Consider the following 17,057-nt stretch of genomic DNA (forward strand, 5'->3'; position numbering starts at 1 on the left):
TTCCGCGGCAAAGCGGAACGTATGGGATACCGGTCCGCGGTGCCAAGACGGCGTGCGGGCGGGGTGGTGATGTGCCGCGGGAGTGTGCGCCCGCTGGCGGTACTGTTCGGCGAATGAGCAGCCTTAATCTGGACGACTTCACCGATCTGATCGAGCGCCCGGACGGGGGCGTGCGCCGTGACGCCGAGGCCCGGCGCGAGCGCCAGGTCGTGCCGCCCGGGGCCCTGGGCCGGCTGGACGAGCTGGGCGAGTGGCTGGCCGCCGCGCGGGGCGAGGTGCCGGTGCGGCCGGTCGAACGGCCGCGGGTGGTGCTCTTCGCCGGTGACCACGGCGTCGCCGGGCTGGGCGTGTCGGCGCGGCCGGCGGGCGGCGCGGAGCGGCTGGTGCGGGCGGTGCTGGAGGGCGCGAGCCCGGTGTCCGTGCTCGCGCGCCGGCTGGAGGTGCCCGTACGGGTCGTGGACATGGCCGTGGACTGTCCGGCGGACGTCTTCCCGCCGGACGTGACCAGGCACCGGGTGCGGCGGGGCAGCGGCCGGATCGACATCGAGGACGCGCTCACCCTTCAGGAGGCCGAGGCCGCCCTGCTGGCCGGGGTCGCGGTCGCCGACGAGGAGGCCGACTCGGGCACCGACCTGGTGGTCCTCGGCGATGTCAGCGTGGGCGGGACCACGCCGGCGGCGGTGCTGGTCGCCGCGCTGTGCGGGACCGACGCGTCCGTGGTGACCGGGCGCGGCGGGCTGGCGATCGACGACCTGACGTGGATGCGCAAGTGCGCGGCGGTCCGGGACGCGCTGCGGCGGGCCCGGCCGGTGCTCGGGGACCAGCTCCGGCTGCTCGCGGCCGTGGGCGGCGCGGACCTCGCGGCGATGACCGGGTTCCTGCTCCAGTGCGCGGTGCGCAAGCTGCCCGTCGTCCTGGACGGGGTGGTGGCCGCCGCGTGCGCGCTGGTCGCCCAGCGGGTGGCGTTCCGGGCGCCGGACTGGTGGCTGGCCGGGCACGCCAGCGGGGAGCCGGGCCAGGCGAAGGCGCTGGACCGGATGGCGCTGGAGCCGCTGCTGGAGCAGGGCGTGAAGGTCGGCGAGGGCGTGGGCGCGCTGCTGGCGCTGCCGCTCGTCCGCAGCGCCGCCGCGCTGGCCGCGGAGCTGCCCGAGAAGCCGGCGGCCGGGGAGGAGCCGGGGCCGGGGAGCGGGCAGGGCACGGAAGCCGTGAAGGACGCGGAGACCGTGGCGGACCCGGTGGCCGCGGCGGACACGGTGACCGTTGCGGACCCGGTGGCTGTGAAGGACCCGGAGCCGGGCAGCCCGAAGACGCCGGGGACCGTGCAGGACCCGGCGGCCGGGGAGGAGTAGCCCGGTGGTGCCGGGCCGGCCGGGGCCGGTCCGGCACCCGAACACGCCTGAACAGAGGGGCCGGAGCGGGAGCCGGCCGCAGAAGCGCGGTTCGTCCCGGCCGTGGCCATATGATCCTCTTCATGGGAGATGCCCGAATTGCCGTGGCGGAGCGGGCGGGGCGGTCCACCCGGACTTCCCGGCGGGCCGCCGCCTTCGCCGTCTGGTATCTGCGGACCGTCGCCTTCGTCAACTTCCTCAGCGCGGTGTGGGTCTCGCTCGGCCAGGACGTGCGCCGGCACAACCAGGACGACTTCTTCACGCCGTACCTGCTGACGGCCGGTTTCGCCTCCGGGGTGTTCACCGCCTTCCTGGCGATCACCATGCGGCGCCGCAAGCGGGCCGCGTGGATCCTGAACCTGGTGGTGAGCGGGCTCTTCCTGGCCCTGCTCGCGCCGGCCATGGCGTTCCCGGAGATCCGGCGGTACGCGCAGAACTGGGTCTCCCTGGTCCTGACGGCCGCCTTCGTGGGCGCGCTGCTCGCCGGCCGCCGGGAGTTCTACGCCAAGGGCGACCGGTCCAACCCGCGGCTCGCGGCGACCGTGGCGGTCTGCGGCGGCCTGGCCGCGAGCCTGCTGGCCGGACTGCTGGTGACGGTCACCAACCAGGCGCCGGACGCGGCCCGCTCCACGTTCCGGGAGCGCTGGTACTACGGCACCCTGCGGCTGGTGTCGGTGGCGGCCGACGAGTCCCGCTTCCCCGGGATCGAGCCGCCCCGCTGGGCCAACGTGGCGGTCAACGTGCTCAGCACGGCCCTCGTCCTCGCCGTCCTCTACGCCGCCTTCCGCTCCCGGCGGGCCGTCGACCCGCTCACCGAGGACGACGAGAAACGGCTGCGGATCCTGCTGGACCGGCACGGTGAGCGCGACTCGCTCGGCTACTTCGCGCTGCGCCGGGAGAAGAGCGTGGTGTGGTCGCCGACCGGGAAGGCCGCCGTCGCCTATCGCGTCGTGGGCGGGGTGAGCCTGGCGTCCGGGGATCCGCTCGGCGACCCGGAGGCGTGGCCGGGGGCGATCGCGCCGTGGCTGGCCGAGGCGCGGGCGCACGGCTGGATCCCGGCGGTGATGGGCGCGAGCGAGGAGGCCGGGACGGTCTACGCCCGGCACGGGCTGGACGCGCTGGAACTCGGCGACGAGGCGGTCGTGGAGATCGCCGAGTTCACGCTGGAGGGGCGGGCGATGCGCACGGTCCGGCAGGCGTACAACCGGGTGCGGCGGGCCGGGTACCGGGTGCGGATCCGGCGGCACGAGGACATTCCGGCGGCCGAGATGGCGTTCCTCGTCGAGCGCGCCGACGACTGGCGCGACGGCGCGACCGAACGCGGCTTCAGCATGGCGCTGGGCCGGCTCGGCGACCCCGGCGACGGCCGGTGCGTGATGCTGGAGTGCACGGACGCCGAAGGGCGGCTGCGGGCGCTGCTGTCGTTCGTGCCCTGGGGCCCGGCCGGGCTGTCCCTGGACCTGATGCGGCGGGACCGGGACTGCGACAACGGGCTGATGGAGTTCATGGTCATCGAGCTGCTGCGGCGGTCCGGCGAGACCGGGATCACGCAGGTCTCGCTCAACTTCGCGATGTTCAGGTCGGTCTTCGAACGTGGCGCGCGCCTCGGCGCCGGTCCGGTGCTGAGGCTGTGGCGGTCACTGCTCGGCTTCTTCTCCCGCTGGTGGCAGATCGAGTCGCTGTACCGCGCCAACGCAAAGTACCGGCCCATCTGGGAACCGCGGTTCCTGCTCTTCGAGAAGAGCGCGGACCTGCCGCGCATCGGCCTCGCCGCGGCCCGCGCGGAGGGCTTCCTGGAGGCCCCGGGACTGCCGAAGTGGCTGCACCGCAGGCACCTGGACACGCGTCTGACCGTACGGGGATGAGGAATCGTGAGGGGAACGCTCGCCCGTTGGGCCCGCGCCGAGTGGGGACCGCTGTGCGGCGCCGTGCGCGAGCCGCTGCGCCGGCGCGGGGCCGCCGCGCTGCCGATGACGCTGGGGGCGGTCGGCCTGACCGCGCTCCTGCAGTACGTGCAGAACCGGCCGTGGGGGTACGGGCCGGTGCAGGACCTGGGCGCGGTGCGCGCCGCGGATCCGCTGGGGCCGGCCCTGCTGCGCACTCCGCTGTCGCTGTTCGTACCCGCGCTGGACCTGCCGGTGTGGGGTGCGCTGGCGCAGATCCTGCTGGTGTTCGGGATCGCGGAACTGTGCCTGGGCCGGCGGCGGACGCTGGCCATCGCCTACGCCGCCACGCTCGCCGGGACGCTGTACGCGCGCCTCGGCGTCACCCTCGGCGCGCACGCCCCGTTCGGGCTGCCGTGGACCGACGCGCAGGTGGTGGACACCGGCCCGTCGGCGGCGGTCGTGGGGCTCGCGGTGTTCGTGGCCTGGCGGTACGGCGCCTATGTGACGGCGGGCGCGGTGACGGCGGCGATGGTCGCCGAGGTGCTGGCGAAGGAGAACCTGGCGGGCAAGGAGCACCTGGCCGCGCTGCTGGCGGTGGGGCTGCTGTGCCTGCTGGCGGCCGCACGGGACCGCCACCCGGACCGCCCCCGCCGACGGCCCGGCACTCCCGCCGGCAGCGGCCCCCGGCAGTGGCCCGGCACCCGAGCCGACGGCCGTGGCGGCGCGGGTCCCGCCCCGGGCCGCCGGACCGGCACCCGCCCGCACCGATGGCCGGGCACCCACGCCGGCGACGGCCCCCAGCGGTGGCCGGGCACCCACGCCGGCGGCGACAGCGGCGCCCCCACGGCGAGCCGCCCCGCCCGGCCTCACCGGTGGTCCGGCAGCCGGGCCGGGCGGGGGTCCGGTCTGCCGCCGATCCAGTCCTGAACCGCCCGCCGCGGCCCCGCCCAACACCGGTCGTGCCGGTAGGCACGCAGCACGACCGGGGGCCTGGCCCGAGGCGGCGGCCGACGGGCCGCCGGGCCCGGACCGCGCGGCCGACGGCCGTGACGGCGGCAGGCCCACGGCGAGCCGCCCGGCCGGCGCCCGGCCTCACCGGTGGTCCGGCAGCCGGGCCGGGCGGGGGTCCGGTCTGCCGCCGATCCAGTCCTGAACCGCCCGCCGCGGCCCCGCCCAACGACGATCGTGCCGGTAGGCACGCAGCACGGCGCGGGCCCGGGCCCGGGGCCGGCGGCCGTAGCAGCGGCGGGCCCACGGGGAGCCGGGGCGGGCGAGCCGGACCGCGCCGACGAGCGCGACCAGCGGCACGATCACCCCGAACAGCGCGGTCCGGGTCTTGCCCTTGCCCAGCGCGACCAGGGAGAGGACGAAGTTGGCGGCGATGTTGGCGACGGCCGTGGTCCGGTCGGTCAGTTCCTGCCGGGTGAGGTTGTCGACGCCGAACGGGGAGAACCCGGCGAGCAGCAGCCCGACGAGGGCCGCCGTGAGCACCACGACCTCGACGCTCTTGCGGCCCTCCGCGCTCCAGTAGACGTCGTCCAGGTGCAGGAGCAGCGCGAACTCGTCCAGCACGAGGCCCGCGCCCATGCCGAACAGCACCGCCGAGACGGCCCCGCCGGCACCGTGCCGGTCGCTGGCCACCGCGCCGAAGCCGCCGACGACGGTGAGGACGACGCCGGGGACGACGTGGTGGATGTGCAGCCCGCCCGCCCGGACGTTGCCGAACGGGCCCTTGCCCGCCCGGATCAGCCGGGTGACGGCCCGGGTGGCGGCGAAGGTCAGCACGAAGGCGGCGAGGGCGAGCAGCAGCGGGAGTTTGCCCGGCTCGACGATGTTCCGCACCCACCAGTGCCCCATGTGCGCACTTTATCCCCGGGCGCCGCCGGGGGCCCCGGGACCGCCGGATACCCTGCGCCGGTGCCGACACCCTCCTCACCGTCCCCGCCCTCCCCGCCGTCCCCGTCCGCCGCGCCGTCGGCCGGCGACGGCCTGCGCTTCGCCTTCGGCACGCTCACCGTGCTGCCCGTGCGGGTGCGCCGCTGGGACCGCGCGGCGGCGCGCGGCGGGATGCTGTGGGCGCCGGCGGCCGGGCTGGCCGTCGGGCTCTGCGCGGCCGGGCTCGGCCTGCTGCTGCTCCGGCTGGGCGCGGGCCCGCTGCTCGCCGCCGTCGCCTCGGTCGCCGTACCCGCCGCGCTGACCCGGGGCCTGCACCTCGACGGGCTCGCGGACACCGCGGACGGGCTGGGCAGCGGCAAGCCCGCCGAGGACGCGCTGCGGATCATGAAGCAGTCGGACATCGGACCGTTCGGCGTGCTCACCCTGGTCCTGGTGCTGCTGGCCCAGGTGGCGGTGCTGGCCCAGCTCTACGGCGCCTCCTGGACGCGGGGCGCCCTGGCGGCCGTGGTCTCGGCGCTCGCGGCCCGGCTGGCGCTCACCCTGGCCGCGCGCTCCGGGGTGCCGGCGGCCCGTCCGGAGGGGCTGGGCGCGGCGGTGGCCGGGGTGGTGCCGCGGCCGGCCGCGCTGGGCGTGGTGGCCGGGGCGGTGGCGGCGGCCGGGGCGGCGGGCGCCTGTTCCGGCGGGTACGACGGCGCTTGGACGGCCCTCGCCGTGGCCGTCGGCGTCTGCGCCGCCGAACTGCTGCTGCGGCGGTGTGTGCGGCGGTTCGGCGGGGTGACCGGGGACGTGTTCGGCGCGGTGGCCGAGACGGCCGCGACGACGGTGCTCGTGGTGCTCTCGCTCGGCCGCTGAGCGCCGGGGCGTCATCCGAACCGGTGGGGCGGCGGCACGCCGGAACCCGGCGCGCGCCGCCCGGCGCACGGGAGCGTGGCCGGGAGCGGCGGGCCGGCACCACGCACGGGTGACCACCCGAAGGAATGAGCGAACGCACGTACGCGCGTAGTCTCGTCCCGGGTGTTCGCCGGCGAGGTGGCGGCCCCGGTTGTCACCTGTCCCCGGGCCTGGGCCTAGGGTCGGCTCCCGGGCCCGGTCGACCCACCCCGTTTCGGCCACAGGAACTTCACATCGGAAGCGAGAACTCACCACCGTGACTGCTCTGACTCTCAGCACCGCCGCGGCGCCCGGCCTGCGGGCCGACGCGATCGTGATCGGTGTCGCCAAGGGCGCCCAGGGGCCCGTCGTCGCGCCGGGCGCCGAGGCCGTGGACAAGGCGTACGACGGCAAGCTGGCCGGCGTCCTGGAGACCCTCGGCGCCTCGGGTGCCGAGGGCGAGCTGACCAAGCTGCCCGCACCGGCCGGCTTCAAGGCCCCGCTCGTGGTGGCGGTGGGCCTCGGCCCGGGGCCCTCGGACGCGGAGGCCGACGAGAGCGCCGGCTTCGACCCGGAGGCGCTGCGCAAGGCCGCCGGTGTCGCCGCCCGCGCGCTCGCCGGGTGCCGCAAGGCCGCGTTCGCGCTGCCCGTGGACAGCGCCGGCGCGCTCGGCGCGATCGGCGAGGGCGTCCTGCTCGGCGCCTACTCCTTCGACGTCTACAAGAGCGGCGCCCAGGCGGGCAACGGCCGGGCCGGGAACGGCAAGGCGCCGCTGGCCGAGGCCGCGCTGCTGGGCGGCAAGCCGCGCGACGCCGCCCACAAGGGCGCGGTGGCCCGCGCGGTCGCGGTCGCCGAGGAGCTGAACCGCGCCCGCGACCTGGTCAACACCCCGCCGAACGACCTCACCCCGGCCTCCTTCGCCGCCCTCGTGCAGACCGCGGCCAAGGAGCACGGCATCAAGGTGCAGGTGCTCGACGACAAGGCGCTGGCCAAGGGCGGCTACGGCGGCATCCTGGGCGTCGGCGGCGGCTCGGCGGCCACCCCGCGCCTGGTGAAGCTGTCGTACAAGCACCCCGAGGCGGAGAAGCACCTGGCCTTCGTCGGCAAGGGCATCACCTACGACTCGGGCGGCATCTCGCTGAAGCCGGCCGGCCACAACGAGACCATGAAGTGCGACATGAGCGGTGCCGCCGCCGTGTTCGCCGCGGTCGTCGCCGCCGCCCGCCTCGGCCTGGAGGTCGAGGTCACCGGCTGGCTGGCGCTGGCCGAGAACATGCCCTCCGGCTCCGCCGTGCGCCCGGGTGACGTGCTGCGCATGTACAGCGGCAAGACGGTCGAGGTGCTCAACACCGACGCCGAGGGCCGGCTGGTGCTCGCCGACGCGCTGTGGGCGGCCTCGCAGGAGAACCCGGACGCCATCGTGGACGTGGCCACGCTGACCGGCGCGATGATGCTGGCGCTGGGCAGCCGGACGTTCGGCGTCATGGCCAACGACGACGCGTTCCGCACCACGGTGTACGAGGCGGCCGAGGAGGTCGGCGAGCCGGCCTGGCCGATGCCGCTGCCGGAGCACCTGCGCAAGGGCATGGACTCCCCCGTGGCCGACATCGCGAACATGGGCGAGCGGTGGGGCGGCGGCCTGGTGGCCGGCCTGTTCCTGCGCGAGTTCGTGGGCGAGGGCATCACCTGGGCGCACCTGGACATCGCCGGCCCGGCGTTCAACGAGGGCGGCCCGTTCGGGTACACGCCGAAGGGCGGGACGGGCTCCGCGGTGCGGACGCTGGTGCGGCTGGCGGAGCTGACCGCCGAAGGCGACCTGGGCTGACGTCCGCCCGGCCCCCCGCGGGCCGCGGGGGCGCGGGGGCCGGTCGCGCGGCGCGGGGCCGCGCGGCCGTGATCGCCCCCGCGGCCCCGCGCCGCCGCCGCGTCCGGCGTCCGTTCCCGCCGAACGTGGGACGTCTCACACACCGGCCCGGCGTCTCGATCCCGTCCGACAAGTGCAAAGATGGAGCCCGGCAGGACAGGGCCCCCACCGAAGGGCCGAAGCATCAAGCGGCCGGACACCAGCCGCCTGCCGGTCATCGTCGACCGGCCTACGGCGCACATGCATGGAGGACGTGACGTGGCGAACGACGCCAGCACCGTTTTCGACCTAGTGATCCTCGGCGGTGGTAGCGGTGGTTACGCCGCGGCCCTGCGCGGGGCCCAGCTGGGCCTGGACGTCGCCCTGATCGAGAAGGACAAGGTCGGCGGCACCTGCCTGCACAAGGGTTGCATCCCCACCAAGGCCCTGCTGCACGCGGGCGAGATCGCCGACCAGGCCCGCGAGAGCGAGCAGTTCGGTGTCAAGGCCACCTTCGAGGGCATCGACGTCCCGGCCGTCCACAAGTACAAGGACGACGTCATCTCGGGCCTGTACAAGGGCCTGCAGGGTCTGATCGCCTCCCGCAAGGTGACGTACATCGAGGGTGAGGGCCGGCTGTCCTCCCCCACCTCCGTCGACGTGAACGGCCAGCGTGTCCAGGGCCGCCACGTCCTGCTGGCGACCGGCTCCGTGCCGAAGTCCCTGCCCGGCCTGGAGATCGACGGCGACCGCGTCATCTCCTCCGACCACGCCCTCGTCCTGGACCGCGTGCCGAAGTCCGCGATCATCCTGGGCGGCGGTGTCATCGGCGTCGAGTTCGCCTCGGCGTGGAAGTCCTTCGGTGCCGACGTCACGGTCATCGAGGGCCTCAAGCACCTCGTCCCGGTCGAGGACGAGAACTCCTCCAAGCTGCTGGAGCGCGCCTTCCGCAAGCGCGGCATCAAGTTCAACCTGGGCACCTTCTTCCAGAAGGCCGAGTACACCCAGGACGGTGTCAAGGTCACCCTGGCGGACGGCAAGGAGTTCGAGGCCGAGGTCCTGCTCGTCGCCGTCGGCCGCGGCCCGGTCTCCCAGGGCCTGGGCTACGAGGAGCAGGGCGTCGCGATGGACCGCGGCTACGTCCTGGTCGACGAGTACATGCGCACCAACGTTCCCACCATCTCCGCCGTCGGCGACCTGGTCCCGACGCTCCAGCTCGCGCACGTCGGCTTCGCCGAGGGCATCCTGGTGGCGGAGCGCCTGGCCGGTCTGAAGGTCGTTCCGATCGACTACGACGGTGTCCCGCGGGTGACGTACTGCCACCCGGAGGTCGCCTCCGTCGGCATCACGGAGGCCAAGGCCAAGGAGGTCTACGGCGCGGACAAGGTCGTCTCGATCAAGTTCCCGCTCGGCGGCAACGGCAAGAGCCGGATCCTGAAGACCGCGGGCGAGATCAAGCTGGTCCAGGTCAAGGACGGCGCCGTGGTCGGCGTGCACATGGTCGGCGACCGCATGGGCGAGCAGGTCGGCGAGGCGCAGCTGATCTACAACTGGGAGGCGCTGCCGTCCGAGGTGGCCCAGCTCATCCACGCCCACCCGACGCAGAACGAGGCTCTCGGCGAGGCGCACCTGGCCCTGGCCGGCAAGCCCCTCCACATGCACGACTGACGCCTTCCGTCTTCGGGCGCGACGACACAGACTTCCGCAATTCGTTAGGAGCAACCGAAACCATGGCGGTTTCCGTAACCCTTCCGGCGCTCGGCGAGAGCGTCACCGAGGGCACTGTCACCCGCTGGCTGAAGGCCGAGGGCGAGCGCGTCGAGGCCGACGAGCCGCTGCTCGAGGTCTCGACGGACAAGGTCGACACCGAGATCCCGGCGCCGGCTTCCGGCGTGCTGGCGTCCATCAAGGTCGCCGAGGACGAGACCGTCGAGGTCGGCGCCGAGCTGGCCCTCATCGACGACGGCACGGGCGCGCCCGCTGCCGCCGAGGCCCCCGCCGCCGAGCCCGCCCAGGCCCCGGCCGCCGAGCCCGCCCCTGCCCCTGCCCCCGCCGCCGAGGCCCCGGCCGCCCCGGCGCCGGCCCCCGCCGCCGAGGCCGCTCCCGCTCCCGCTCCCGCCGCCGAGGCTGGTGGCGCGGAGGGCACGGACGTGGTCCTGCCCGCGCTGGGCGAGTCCGTGACCGAGGGCACCGTGACCCGCTGGCTGAAGTCGGTCGGCGACTCCGTCGAGGCCGACGAGCCGCTGCTCGAGGTCTCCACGGACAAGGTCGACACCGAGATCCCGGCGCCGGCTTCCGGCGTGCTGCTGGAGATCGTGGTCGGCGAGGACGAGACCGCCGAGGTCGGCGCCAAGCTGGCCGTCATCGGCGCCCCGGGCGCTGCCCCGGCCCCCGCCGCCGCCCCGGCCGCCCCGGCTCCCGCCCCGGCCGCCGAGACCCCGGCGCCCGCCCCGGCCCCGGCCCCGGCTCCTGCCCCGGCCCCCGAGCCGGCTCCGGCGCCCGCCGCGGCTCCGGCGCCCGCCCCGGCTCCTGCCCCGGCTCCCGCTCCCGCCGCTGCCGCCCCGGCCCAGTCCGCGGCTCCGGCTCCGGCGCCCGCTCCGGCTCCGGCTCCGGCTCCGGTGACCCCGGCCACCGCGCCGACCTCGCCGACCGCCACCCAGGCGACCGACGAGGGCGCGTACGTGACCCCGCTGGTGCGCAAGCTGGCCGCCGAGAACGGTGTCGACCTCGCCACCGTCAAGGGCACCGGCGTCGGCGGGCGGATCCGCAAGCAGGACGTCCTGACCGCCGCCGAGGCCGCCAAGGCCGCCGCCGCCCCGGCTCCGGCCGCGGCCCCGGCCGCCGCTCCGGCCGCCGCTCCGGCCGCCGCTCCGGCCGCCGCGAAGAAGGCGCCGGCGCTGGAGGCCTCCCCGCTGCGCGGCCAGACCGTCAAGATGCCGCGCATCCGCAAGGTCATCGGCGACAACATGGTCAAGGCGCTGCACGAGCAGGCGCAGCTGTCCTCGGTCGTCGAGGTCGACGTCACCCGTCTGATGAAGCTGCGTGCCCGGGCGAAGGACTCCTTCGCGGCCCGCGAGGGCGTCAAGCTCTCCCCGATGCCGTTCTTCGTCAAGGCCGCCGCGCAGGCGCTGAAGGCCCACCCGGTCATCAACGCCAAGATCAACGAGGCCGAGGGGACCATCACCTACTTCGACACCGAGCACGTCGGTATCGCGGTGGACTCCGAGAAGGGCCTGATGACCCCGGTCATCAAGAACGCCGGCGACCTCAACCTCGCGGGCATCGCCAAGGCCACGGCCGAGCTGGCGGGCAAGGTCCGGGCCAGCAAGATCACGCCCGACGAGCTGTCCGGCGCGACCTTCACCATCTCCAACACCGGTTCGCGCGGCGCGCTGTTCGACACGATCATCGTGCCGCCGGGCCAGGTCGCGATCCTCGGCATCGGTGCCACGGTCAAGCGTCCGGCCGTCATCGAGACCGAGGAGGGCACGGTCATCGGCGTCCGCGACATGACCTACCTGACCCTCTCCTACGACCACCGTCTGGTCGACGGCGCCGACGCGGCCCGTTACCTGACGACGGTCAAGGCGATCCTGGAGGCCGGCGAGTTCGAGGTCGAACTCGGTCTCTGACCAGCGCCGGGGACGCGCACCGGGCCGTGAGCCGGCCGGTGCCGTCCCGATCGGGCCGCAGCGCACACCCCGTCCGGAACCTTCCGGGCGGGGTGTGCGTGTTTGCCGGGGCGCGCGGCGTGTAAGGCTCGTCTCACCTGCGTCAAAGCGCCCCCGCGCGCCCTGCCCGCGGAGCGGACCGGCCGTATTGTCTACACGTCGAAGCCCTGCGTGAGGAGCCGTCATGACCGCGCCCGTCGTCCACTCGCTGCGCGAGCAGATCCGCGAGCACATCGTGGAGGGAATCGTCAGCGGGCGCTGGCAGCCGGGCGAGCGCATCGTGGAGCGCCGGATCGCCACCGAGCTGGAGGTCAGCCAGACGCCGGTGCGGGAGGCCCTGCGCGAGCTGGAGTCGCTGCGGCTGATCGAGTCGGCCCCGAACAAGGGCGTACGCGTCCGCAATCTGACCGCGGCCGACCTGGAGGAGAGCTACCCGGTCCGGGCCGGTCTGGAGGCCATCGCGGCCGAGCTGGCGGCCGACCGGCTGGCGGAGGACTGCTCGGCGCTGCAACCGCACGTGGCGGCCCTGTACGAGGCCGACCGGGAGGCGGACGGCACGGCCCAGGTGCGGCACACGGTCGGCTTCCACCGGGAGCTGGTGCGCGCCGCGCGCAACTCGGTGCTGCTGCACACCTGGGAGGGCCTGGGCATCGAGGTCTTCACGGCGCTGTCGATCCGCTGGCTGGGCACGGTCCAGCAGTCGTACGCGGAGGAGCACGAGGAGCTGGTGCAGGCCTTCCAGCGGCGTGATCCGCGGATCGCGGAACTGGTGAAGGCCCATGTGCTGGGCTGCGCGCCGCGCGCCTGAGCCAGCCGAGCATACCCCCGCTCACCTGCGAAAACCCCGCCCGGAAGCGGCACCCGGTGCCCATTTCGAAGGCACCCGGTGCCTACTTTCTCGGAATCAAGACTTTTTCCGCCTCACCCCTTTGATCGATCATCGATCAGGGAGTTACAGTCGCCGACGGACTTCCACCGAAGTCCACTGCCCTGTCCTGCCAAAGACCAAGGGCACCCCCGAACCCTTACCTGAGGGAACCCCCTTCGACTGAGGAAGGCGGCGACATGACCGACCCCCACGCCATCCAGCCGAGCGCGCTCGACCAGCTCCCGGACCGCGACCCGGAGGAGACCGCCGAATGGCAGGCGTCCCTGGACGCCGTCGCCAGGGAGGCCGGGCCGCACCGTGCCGCGTACCTGATGCGCCGCACGCTGGAGCGCGCCGAGGCGGGCGGCATCGCGCTGCCGAAGCTCCTCGAGACCGACTACGTCAACACCATCCCCACCTCCGCCGAGCCGGCCCTGCCGGGCGACCCGGAGATGGAGGCGCGGATCACCGCGTGGAACCGCTGGAACGCGGCGGCGATGGTGACCCGCGGCAGCAAGCACGGCGTCGGCGGCCACATCGCCACCTTCGCCTCCGCCGCCTGGCTGTACGAGACCGGCTTCAACCACTTCTTCAAGGGCAAGGAGGGCGACGGTTCCGGCGACCAGCTCTACATCCAGGGCCACGCCTCCCCGGGCATCTACGCCCGCGCCTTCCTCGACGGCCGGCTCTCCGAGCACCACCTGGACCACTTCCGCCAGGAGGCCGGCGGCAACGGCCTGCCGTCGTACCCGCACCCGCGCCGGCTCCCCTGGCTGTGGGAGTTCCCGACGGTCTCCATGGGCCTCGGCCCGCTGTCGGCGATCTACCAGGCGCGCTTCAACCGCTACCTGACCAGCCGCGGCATCAAGGACGTCTCCGCCTCCCACGTCTGGGCCTTCCTGGGCGACGGCGAGATGGACGAGCCCGAGTCGACGGCGGCCCTCGCCCTGGCGGCCCGTGAGGAGCTGGACAACCTCACCTTCGTCATCAACTGCAACCTCCAGCGCCTGGACGGCCCGGTCCGCGCCAACTTCAAGATCGTGCAGGAGCTGGAGGCCCAGTTCCGCGGTGCCGGCTGGAACGTCGTCAAGACGCTGTGGGGCACGGCCTGGGACGAGCTGTTCGCCCTGGACACCACGGGCGCGCTGGTCCGCCGGCTGCGCGAGGTGCCGGACGCGCAGGTGCAGACGTACCAGACCCGCGACGCCGCCTACATCCGCCAGGACTTCTTCGGCGCCGACCCGGCGCTCGCCGAGATGGCGAAGCTGCTCGGCGACGACAAGATCCTGGAGTGCTTCCACCTCTCGCGCGGCGGCCACGAGGCCCGCAAGGTCTACGCCGCGTACAAGGCCGCCGTCGAGCACAAGGGCGCGCCGACCGTGATCCTGGCCCAGACGGTCAAGGGCCACACCCTCGGCGAGGGCTTCGCGTCGAAGAACGCCAACCACCAGATGAAGAAGCTGACGGTGGACGAGTTCAAGGCGATGCGCGACCTGCTGGAGCTGCCGATCAAGGACAGCGACTTCACCGACGGCGTGGTGCCCTACGGCCACCCGGGCGCCGACTCTCCGGAGGTGCGCTACCTCCAGGAGCGCCGCGCGGCCCTCGGCGGCCCGGCCCCGGCCCGCCGCACCCACGCGCTGGCCCCGCTGCCCGCCCCCGCCGAGAAGGCGTTCGCCTCCTTCGACAAGGGTTCCGGCACCCAGAACGTGGCCACCACCATGGCGTTCGTCCGTCTGGTCAAGGACCTCGTCCGCGACAAGGAGACGGGCAAGCGCTGGGTGCCGATCGTCCCGGACGAGGCGCGCACCTTCGGCATGGAGAGCCTCTTCCCGTCCCTCGGCATCTACTCGCCCAAGGGCCAGACGTACGAGCCGGTCGACCGCGACCAGCTCATGTACTACAAGGAGGCCAAGAACGGCCAGATCCTCAACGAGGGGATCACCGAGGCCGGTTCGATGGCCGACTTCATCGCCGCTTCCACGTCGTACGCGACGCACGGCGAGGCGATGATCCCGTTCTACATCTTCTACTCGATGTTCGGCTGGCAGCGCACGGCCGACCAGATGTGGCAGCTCGGCGACCAGCTCGGCCGCGGCTTCCTCGTCGGCGCGACGGCGGGCCGGACCACCCTGACGGGCGAGGGCCTCCAGCACGCCGACGGCCACTCCCCGGTGATCGCCGCGACCAACCCGGCCGCGCTGACGTACGACCCGGCGTTCGCCTACGAGATCGCGGTGATCGTCCGCGAGGGTCTGCGCCGGATGTACGGCGAGGCCAAGCCGGGCGAGGACCAGAACGTCTTCTACTACCTGACGGTCTACAACGAGCCGCTGCCGCAGCCGGCCAAGCCGCAGGGCCTCGGCATCGACGAGGGCATCGTCAAGGGCCTGTACCGCTTCAACACGGCGGAGTCGGCCGGGGTGGCCGTGACGGCGGGTGCCCCGCGCATCCAGCTGCTCGGCTCGGGCACGGCGATCCACTGGGCCCTGACGGCGCAGCGGCTGCTGGCCGAGGAGTGGGGCGTGGCCGCCGACGTGTGGTCCGCGACCTCCTGGTCGGAGCTGCGCCGGGACGCGCTGGAGGCCGACGCGGCCCTGCTGCGCGGCGAGGAGCGGGTGCCGTACGTCCGCCAGGCGCTCCAGGGCGCCGACGGCCCGGTCCTCGCGGTCACCGACTACATGCGCCAGGTCCCGGACCAGATCGCGCAGTGGGTGGAGCAGGACTGGTCCTCGCTGGGCGCCGACGGCTTCGGTCTGTCGGACACCCGTGAGGCCGCCCGTCGCCACTTCGGCGTCGACGCCCAGTCGATCGTCGTCGCGGCCCTGGCCCAGCTCGCCCGGCGCGGCGAGGTCAAGGCCACGGCGGTCAAGGAGGCCCGGGAGCGGTACGGGCTGTAATCACCGCCCGCGCCAGGCAGGGGTACGGCCGCGGCCGTACCCCTGCCGTGTCTTTTTCGCCTTCCCCGGCTTTCCCCGGCTTCCCGGGCCTCCCCCGCCGCCGTCGTCGGCCGCCCGGCATCATGAACGCATGCGTGCCGCCCGCCTGATCAAGATGGTGCTCCTGCTCCAGTCCCGGGCCTCCATGACCGCCGCCGAGCTGGCGCGGGAGCTGGAGGTGTCGGAGCGGACCGTGACCCGGGACGCGCAGTCGCTGTCCGAGGCGGGCGTGCCGGTGTACGCGGACCGGGGGCGGGCCGGCGGCTACCGGCTGGTCGGCGGGTACCGGACGCGGCTGACCGGGCTGGCCCGCGGCGAGGCCGAGGCGCTGTTCCTGAGCGGGGTGCCGGGCGCGCTGCGGGACATGGGGCTCCAGGACGCCGCGTCGGCGGCCCGGCTGAAGGTGGCGGCGGCGCTGCTGCCCTCGCTGCGGGACGCGCCGGACTCGGCCGCGCGGCGGTTCCACCTGGACGCGCCCGGCTGGTTCCGGGAGCCGGAGACGCCCGCACCGCTGCCGGCGCTCGCCGAGGCGGTGTGGGCGGACGGCCGGGTCCTCGCCTGCTACCGGCGCGCCGACGGCGTGGTCGAGCGGCGGCTGGAGCCGTACGGGCTCGTGCTGAAGGCGGGCGTCTGGTACCTGTGCGCGCGGGTGGCCGGCGACGGCGCGTTCCGGACGTACCGGATCGACCGGTTCACCGCGGTGGACCCGCTGGACGAGCGGTTCGACCGGGACCCGGACTTCGACCTGCCCGGTTTCTGGGCGGAGCAGGCCGAGCGGTTCGCGCGGTCGATCCTGCGCGCCGAGGTCGTCGTACGGCTCTCCCCGGACGGTGTGCGCCGGCTGCCGCACGCCGTCGATCCGCTCGCCGCGCGGGAGGCGCTGGCGGAGCCGGGCGCGCCGGACGCCGGGGGCTGGGTGACGGTGACGCTGCCGGTGGAGTCGGAGGAGGTCGCGTACGCCCAGCTGACGGCGCTCGGACCGGAGGCCGAGGTGCTGGCGCCGGCCGGGCTGCGGGAGCGGTTCGCGGCGGACGCGGCCCGCGCCGCCGCGCTGTACCGGCGCGGGGGCGGCTGACGGCGCTGTTCCGCACTCCGCGTGCGCCCGACCGGCCGAGGCCGGATCCTGGTGGCGTGATGGACGAGACGGAGTTCTGGGAGCTGATCGACACCACCCGCGAGGCCGCCGGCGGCGACCCCGAGGAGCAGGCCGACCTGCTCGTGGACCGGCTGCTCCAGCTCGACCCGGAGCTGGTCCTGGACTTCGCCCGGCACTTCGAGGCCCGCTACAACCGCGCCTACCGCTGGGATCTGTGGGGCGCGGCCTGGCTGCTGCTGGACGGGTGCAGCGACGACGCGTTCGACTACTTCCGCTGCTGGCTGATCGGGCAGGGCCGGGAGGTCTTCGAGGGCGCCCTGCACGAACCGGACGCGCTGGCCGGACTGCTGGGCGAGTTCGACCAGGAGATCGACGGCGACGGCGAGGAGCTGGGGTACGCGGCGGACGAGGCGTACGAGCAGCTGACCGGGACCGTCGCGCCCGACCTGGGCATCGCCCCGGCGCCGGGGGAACCGGAGGGCACACCGCTGGACCTGGAGGACGACCGGGCGCTCGCGCAGCGCTATCCCCGGCTGTGGGAGCGGTTGCGGGCGTGAGGCCGGCCCGCACACCGCCGTCGGCCGCCGGGGCCGCCCGCCC

11 protein-coding genes and 1 pseudogene are annotated in these 17,057 nt (G+C 74.6%); 11 read left to right on the forward strand and 1 reads right to left on the reverse strand.

The window, feature by feature from the left end; all coding sequences use genetic code 11:
• Positions 1–113: 113 nt before the first annotated feature.
• The 3 genes and pseudogenes from cobT to ACH4OA_RS23240 form a co-directional block, all read left to right on the forward strand.
• Entirely contained in the window at positions 114–1,349 is a 1,236-nt protein-coding gene (cobT, locus tag ACH4OA_RS23230; RefSeq protein WP_397970524.1) for a nicotinate-nucleotide--dimethylbenzimidazole phosphoribosyltransferase, read from the forward strand.
• 122 nt (positions 1,350–1,471) lie between these two features.
• Complete coding sequence (locus ACH4OA_RS23235) at positions 1,472–3,253, forward strand: phosphatidylglycerol lysyltransferase domain-containing protein (protein WP_397970527.1); 1,782 nt, start codon at positions 1,472–1,474, stop codon at positions 3,251–3,253.
• A 6-nt stretch (positions 3,254–3,259) separates the two neighbouring features.
• A pseudogene (locus tag ACH4OA_RS23240) lies at positions 3,260–3,937 on the forward strand (hypothetical protein); the annotation flags it as partial.
• Positions 3,938–4,366: 429 nt separating this feature from the next.
• Here ACH4OA_RS23240 and ACH4OA_RS23245 read toward each other — a convergent pair.
• Positions 4,367–5,131, reverse strand: coding sequence for a hypothetical protein (locus ACH4OA_RS23245; RefSeq protein WP_397945719.1), 765 nt, complete (start codon positions 5,129–5,131; stop codon positions 4,367–4,369).
• Positions 5,132–5,191: 60 nt separating this feature from the next.
• On the opposite strand from ACH4OA_RS23245, the gene ACH4OA_RS23250 reads away from it, so the two are divergent.
• The 8 genes from ACH4OA_RS23250 to ACH4OA_RS23285 all read left to right on the forward strand — a co-directional run bounded on the left by ACH4OA_RS23250 (position 5,192) and on the right by ACH4OA_RS23285 (position 17,014).
• Entirely contained in the window at positions 5,192–6,022 is an 831-nt protein-coding gene (locus tag ACH4OA_RS23250; RefSeq protein WP_397970530.1) for an adenosylcobinamide-GDP ribazoletransferase, read from the forward strand.
• A 295-nt stretch (positions 6,023–6,317) separates the two neighbouring features.
• A complete protein-coding gene (locus ACH4OA_RS23255) occupies positions 6,318–7,865 on the forward strand; it encodes a leucyl aminopeptidase (protein WP_397941964.1) in 1,548 nt (515 codons plus the stop codon).
• Positions 7,866–8,162: 297 nt separating this feature from the next.
• Positions 8,163–9,551, forward strand: coding sequence for a dihydrolipoyl dehydrogenase (lpdA, locus tag ACH4OA_RS23260; RefSeq protein ID WP_365874574.1), 1,389 nt, complete (start codon positions 8,163–8,165; stop codon positions 9,549–9,551).
• A gap of 62 nt (positions 9,552–9,613) precedes the next feature.
• On the forward strand, positions 9,614–11,515 hold the full coding sequence (gene sucB, locus ACH4OA_RS23265; protein WP_397970532.1) for a 2-oxoglutarate dehydrogenase, E2 component, dihydrolipoamide succinyltransferase: 1,902 nt from the start codon (positions 9,614–9,616) through the stop codon (positions 11,513–11,515).
• A 223-nt stretch (positions 11,516–11,738) separates the two neighbouring features.
• The gene (locus tag ACH4OA_RS23270; RefSeq protein ID WP_365874570.1) at positions 11,739–12,362 is read left to right on the forward strand and encodes a GntR family transcriptional regulator; all 624 of its coding nucleotides are present in this window, start codon (positions 11,739–11,741) and stop codon (positions 12,360–12,362) included.
• 257 nt (positions 12,363–12,619) lie between these two features.
• Complete coding sequence (gene aceE / locus ACH4OA_RS23275) at positions 12,620–15,322, forward strand: pyruvate dehydrogenase (acetyl-transferring), homodimeric type (RefSeq protein WP_397941960.1); 2,703 nt, start codon at positions 12,620–12,622, stop codon at positions 15,320–15,322.
• Positions 15,323–15,452: 130 nt separating this feature from the next.
• Positions 15,453–16,436, forward strand: a complete 984-nt coding sequence (locus tag ACH4OA_RS23280; protein WP_397945716.1) for a helix-turn-helix transcriptional regulator — start codon at positions 15,453–15,455, stop codon at positions 16,434–16,436.
• Between the two features lie 59 nt (positions 16,437–16,495).
• Positions 16,496–17,014, forward strand: coding sequence for a DUF4240 domain-containing protein (locus ACH4OA_RS23285; protein ID WP_365874578.1), 519 nt, complete (start codon positions 16,496–16,498; stop codon positions 17,012–17,014).
• Positions 17,015–17,057: the final 43 nt, after the last annotated feature.

It is taken from the genome of Streptomyces sp. NPDC017095 (assembly GCF_044332325.1).
GTDB lineage: Bacteria > Actinomycetota > Actinomycetes > Streptomycetales > Streptomycetaceae > Streptomyces.

Excerpts from the sequence above, each read along its gene's own strand:
- ACH4OA_RS23270 (WP_365874570.1), top strand. The coding sequence starts at position 11,739 with ATGACCGCGCCCGTCGTCCACTCGCTGCGCGAGCAGATCCGCGAGCAC.
- ACH4OA_RS23235 (WP_397970527.1), top strand. The coding sequence starts at position 1,472 with ATGGGAGATGCCCGAATTGCCGTGGCGGAGCGGGCGGGGCGGTCCACC.
- aceE (WP_397941960.1), top strand. The coding sequence starts at position 12,620 with ATGACCGACCCCCACGCCATCCAGCCGAGCGCGCTCGACCAGCTCCCG.
- ACH4OA_RS23245 (WP_397945719.1), bottom strand. The coding sequence starts at position 5,131 with ATGGGGCACTGGTGGGTGCGGAACATCGTCGAGCCGGGCAAACTCCCG.
- sucB (WP_397970532.1), top strand. The coding sequence starts at position 9,614 with ATGGCGGTTTCCGTAACCCTTCCGGCGCTCGGCGAGAGCGTCACCGAG.
- ACH4OA_RS23280 (WP_397945716.1), top strand. The coding sequence starts at position 15,453 with ATGCGTGCCGCCCGCCTGATCAAGATGGTGCTCCTGCTCCAGTCCCGG.
- ACH4OA_RS23285 (WP_365874578.1), top strand. The coding sequence starts at position 16,496 with ATGGACGAGACGGAGTTCTGGGAGCTGATCGACACCACCCGCGAGGCC.
- cobT (WP_397970524.1), top strand. The coding sequence starts at position 114 with ATGAGCAGCCTTAATCTGGACGACTTCACCGATCTGATCGAGCGCCCG.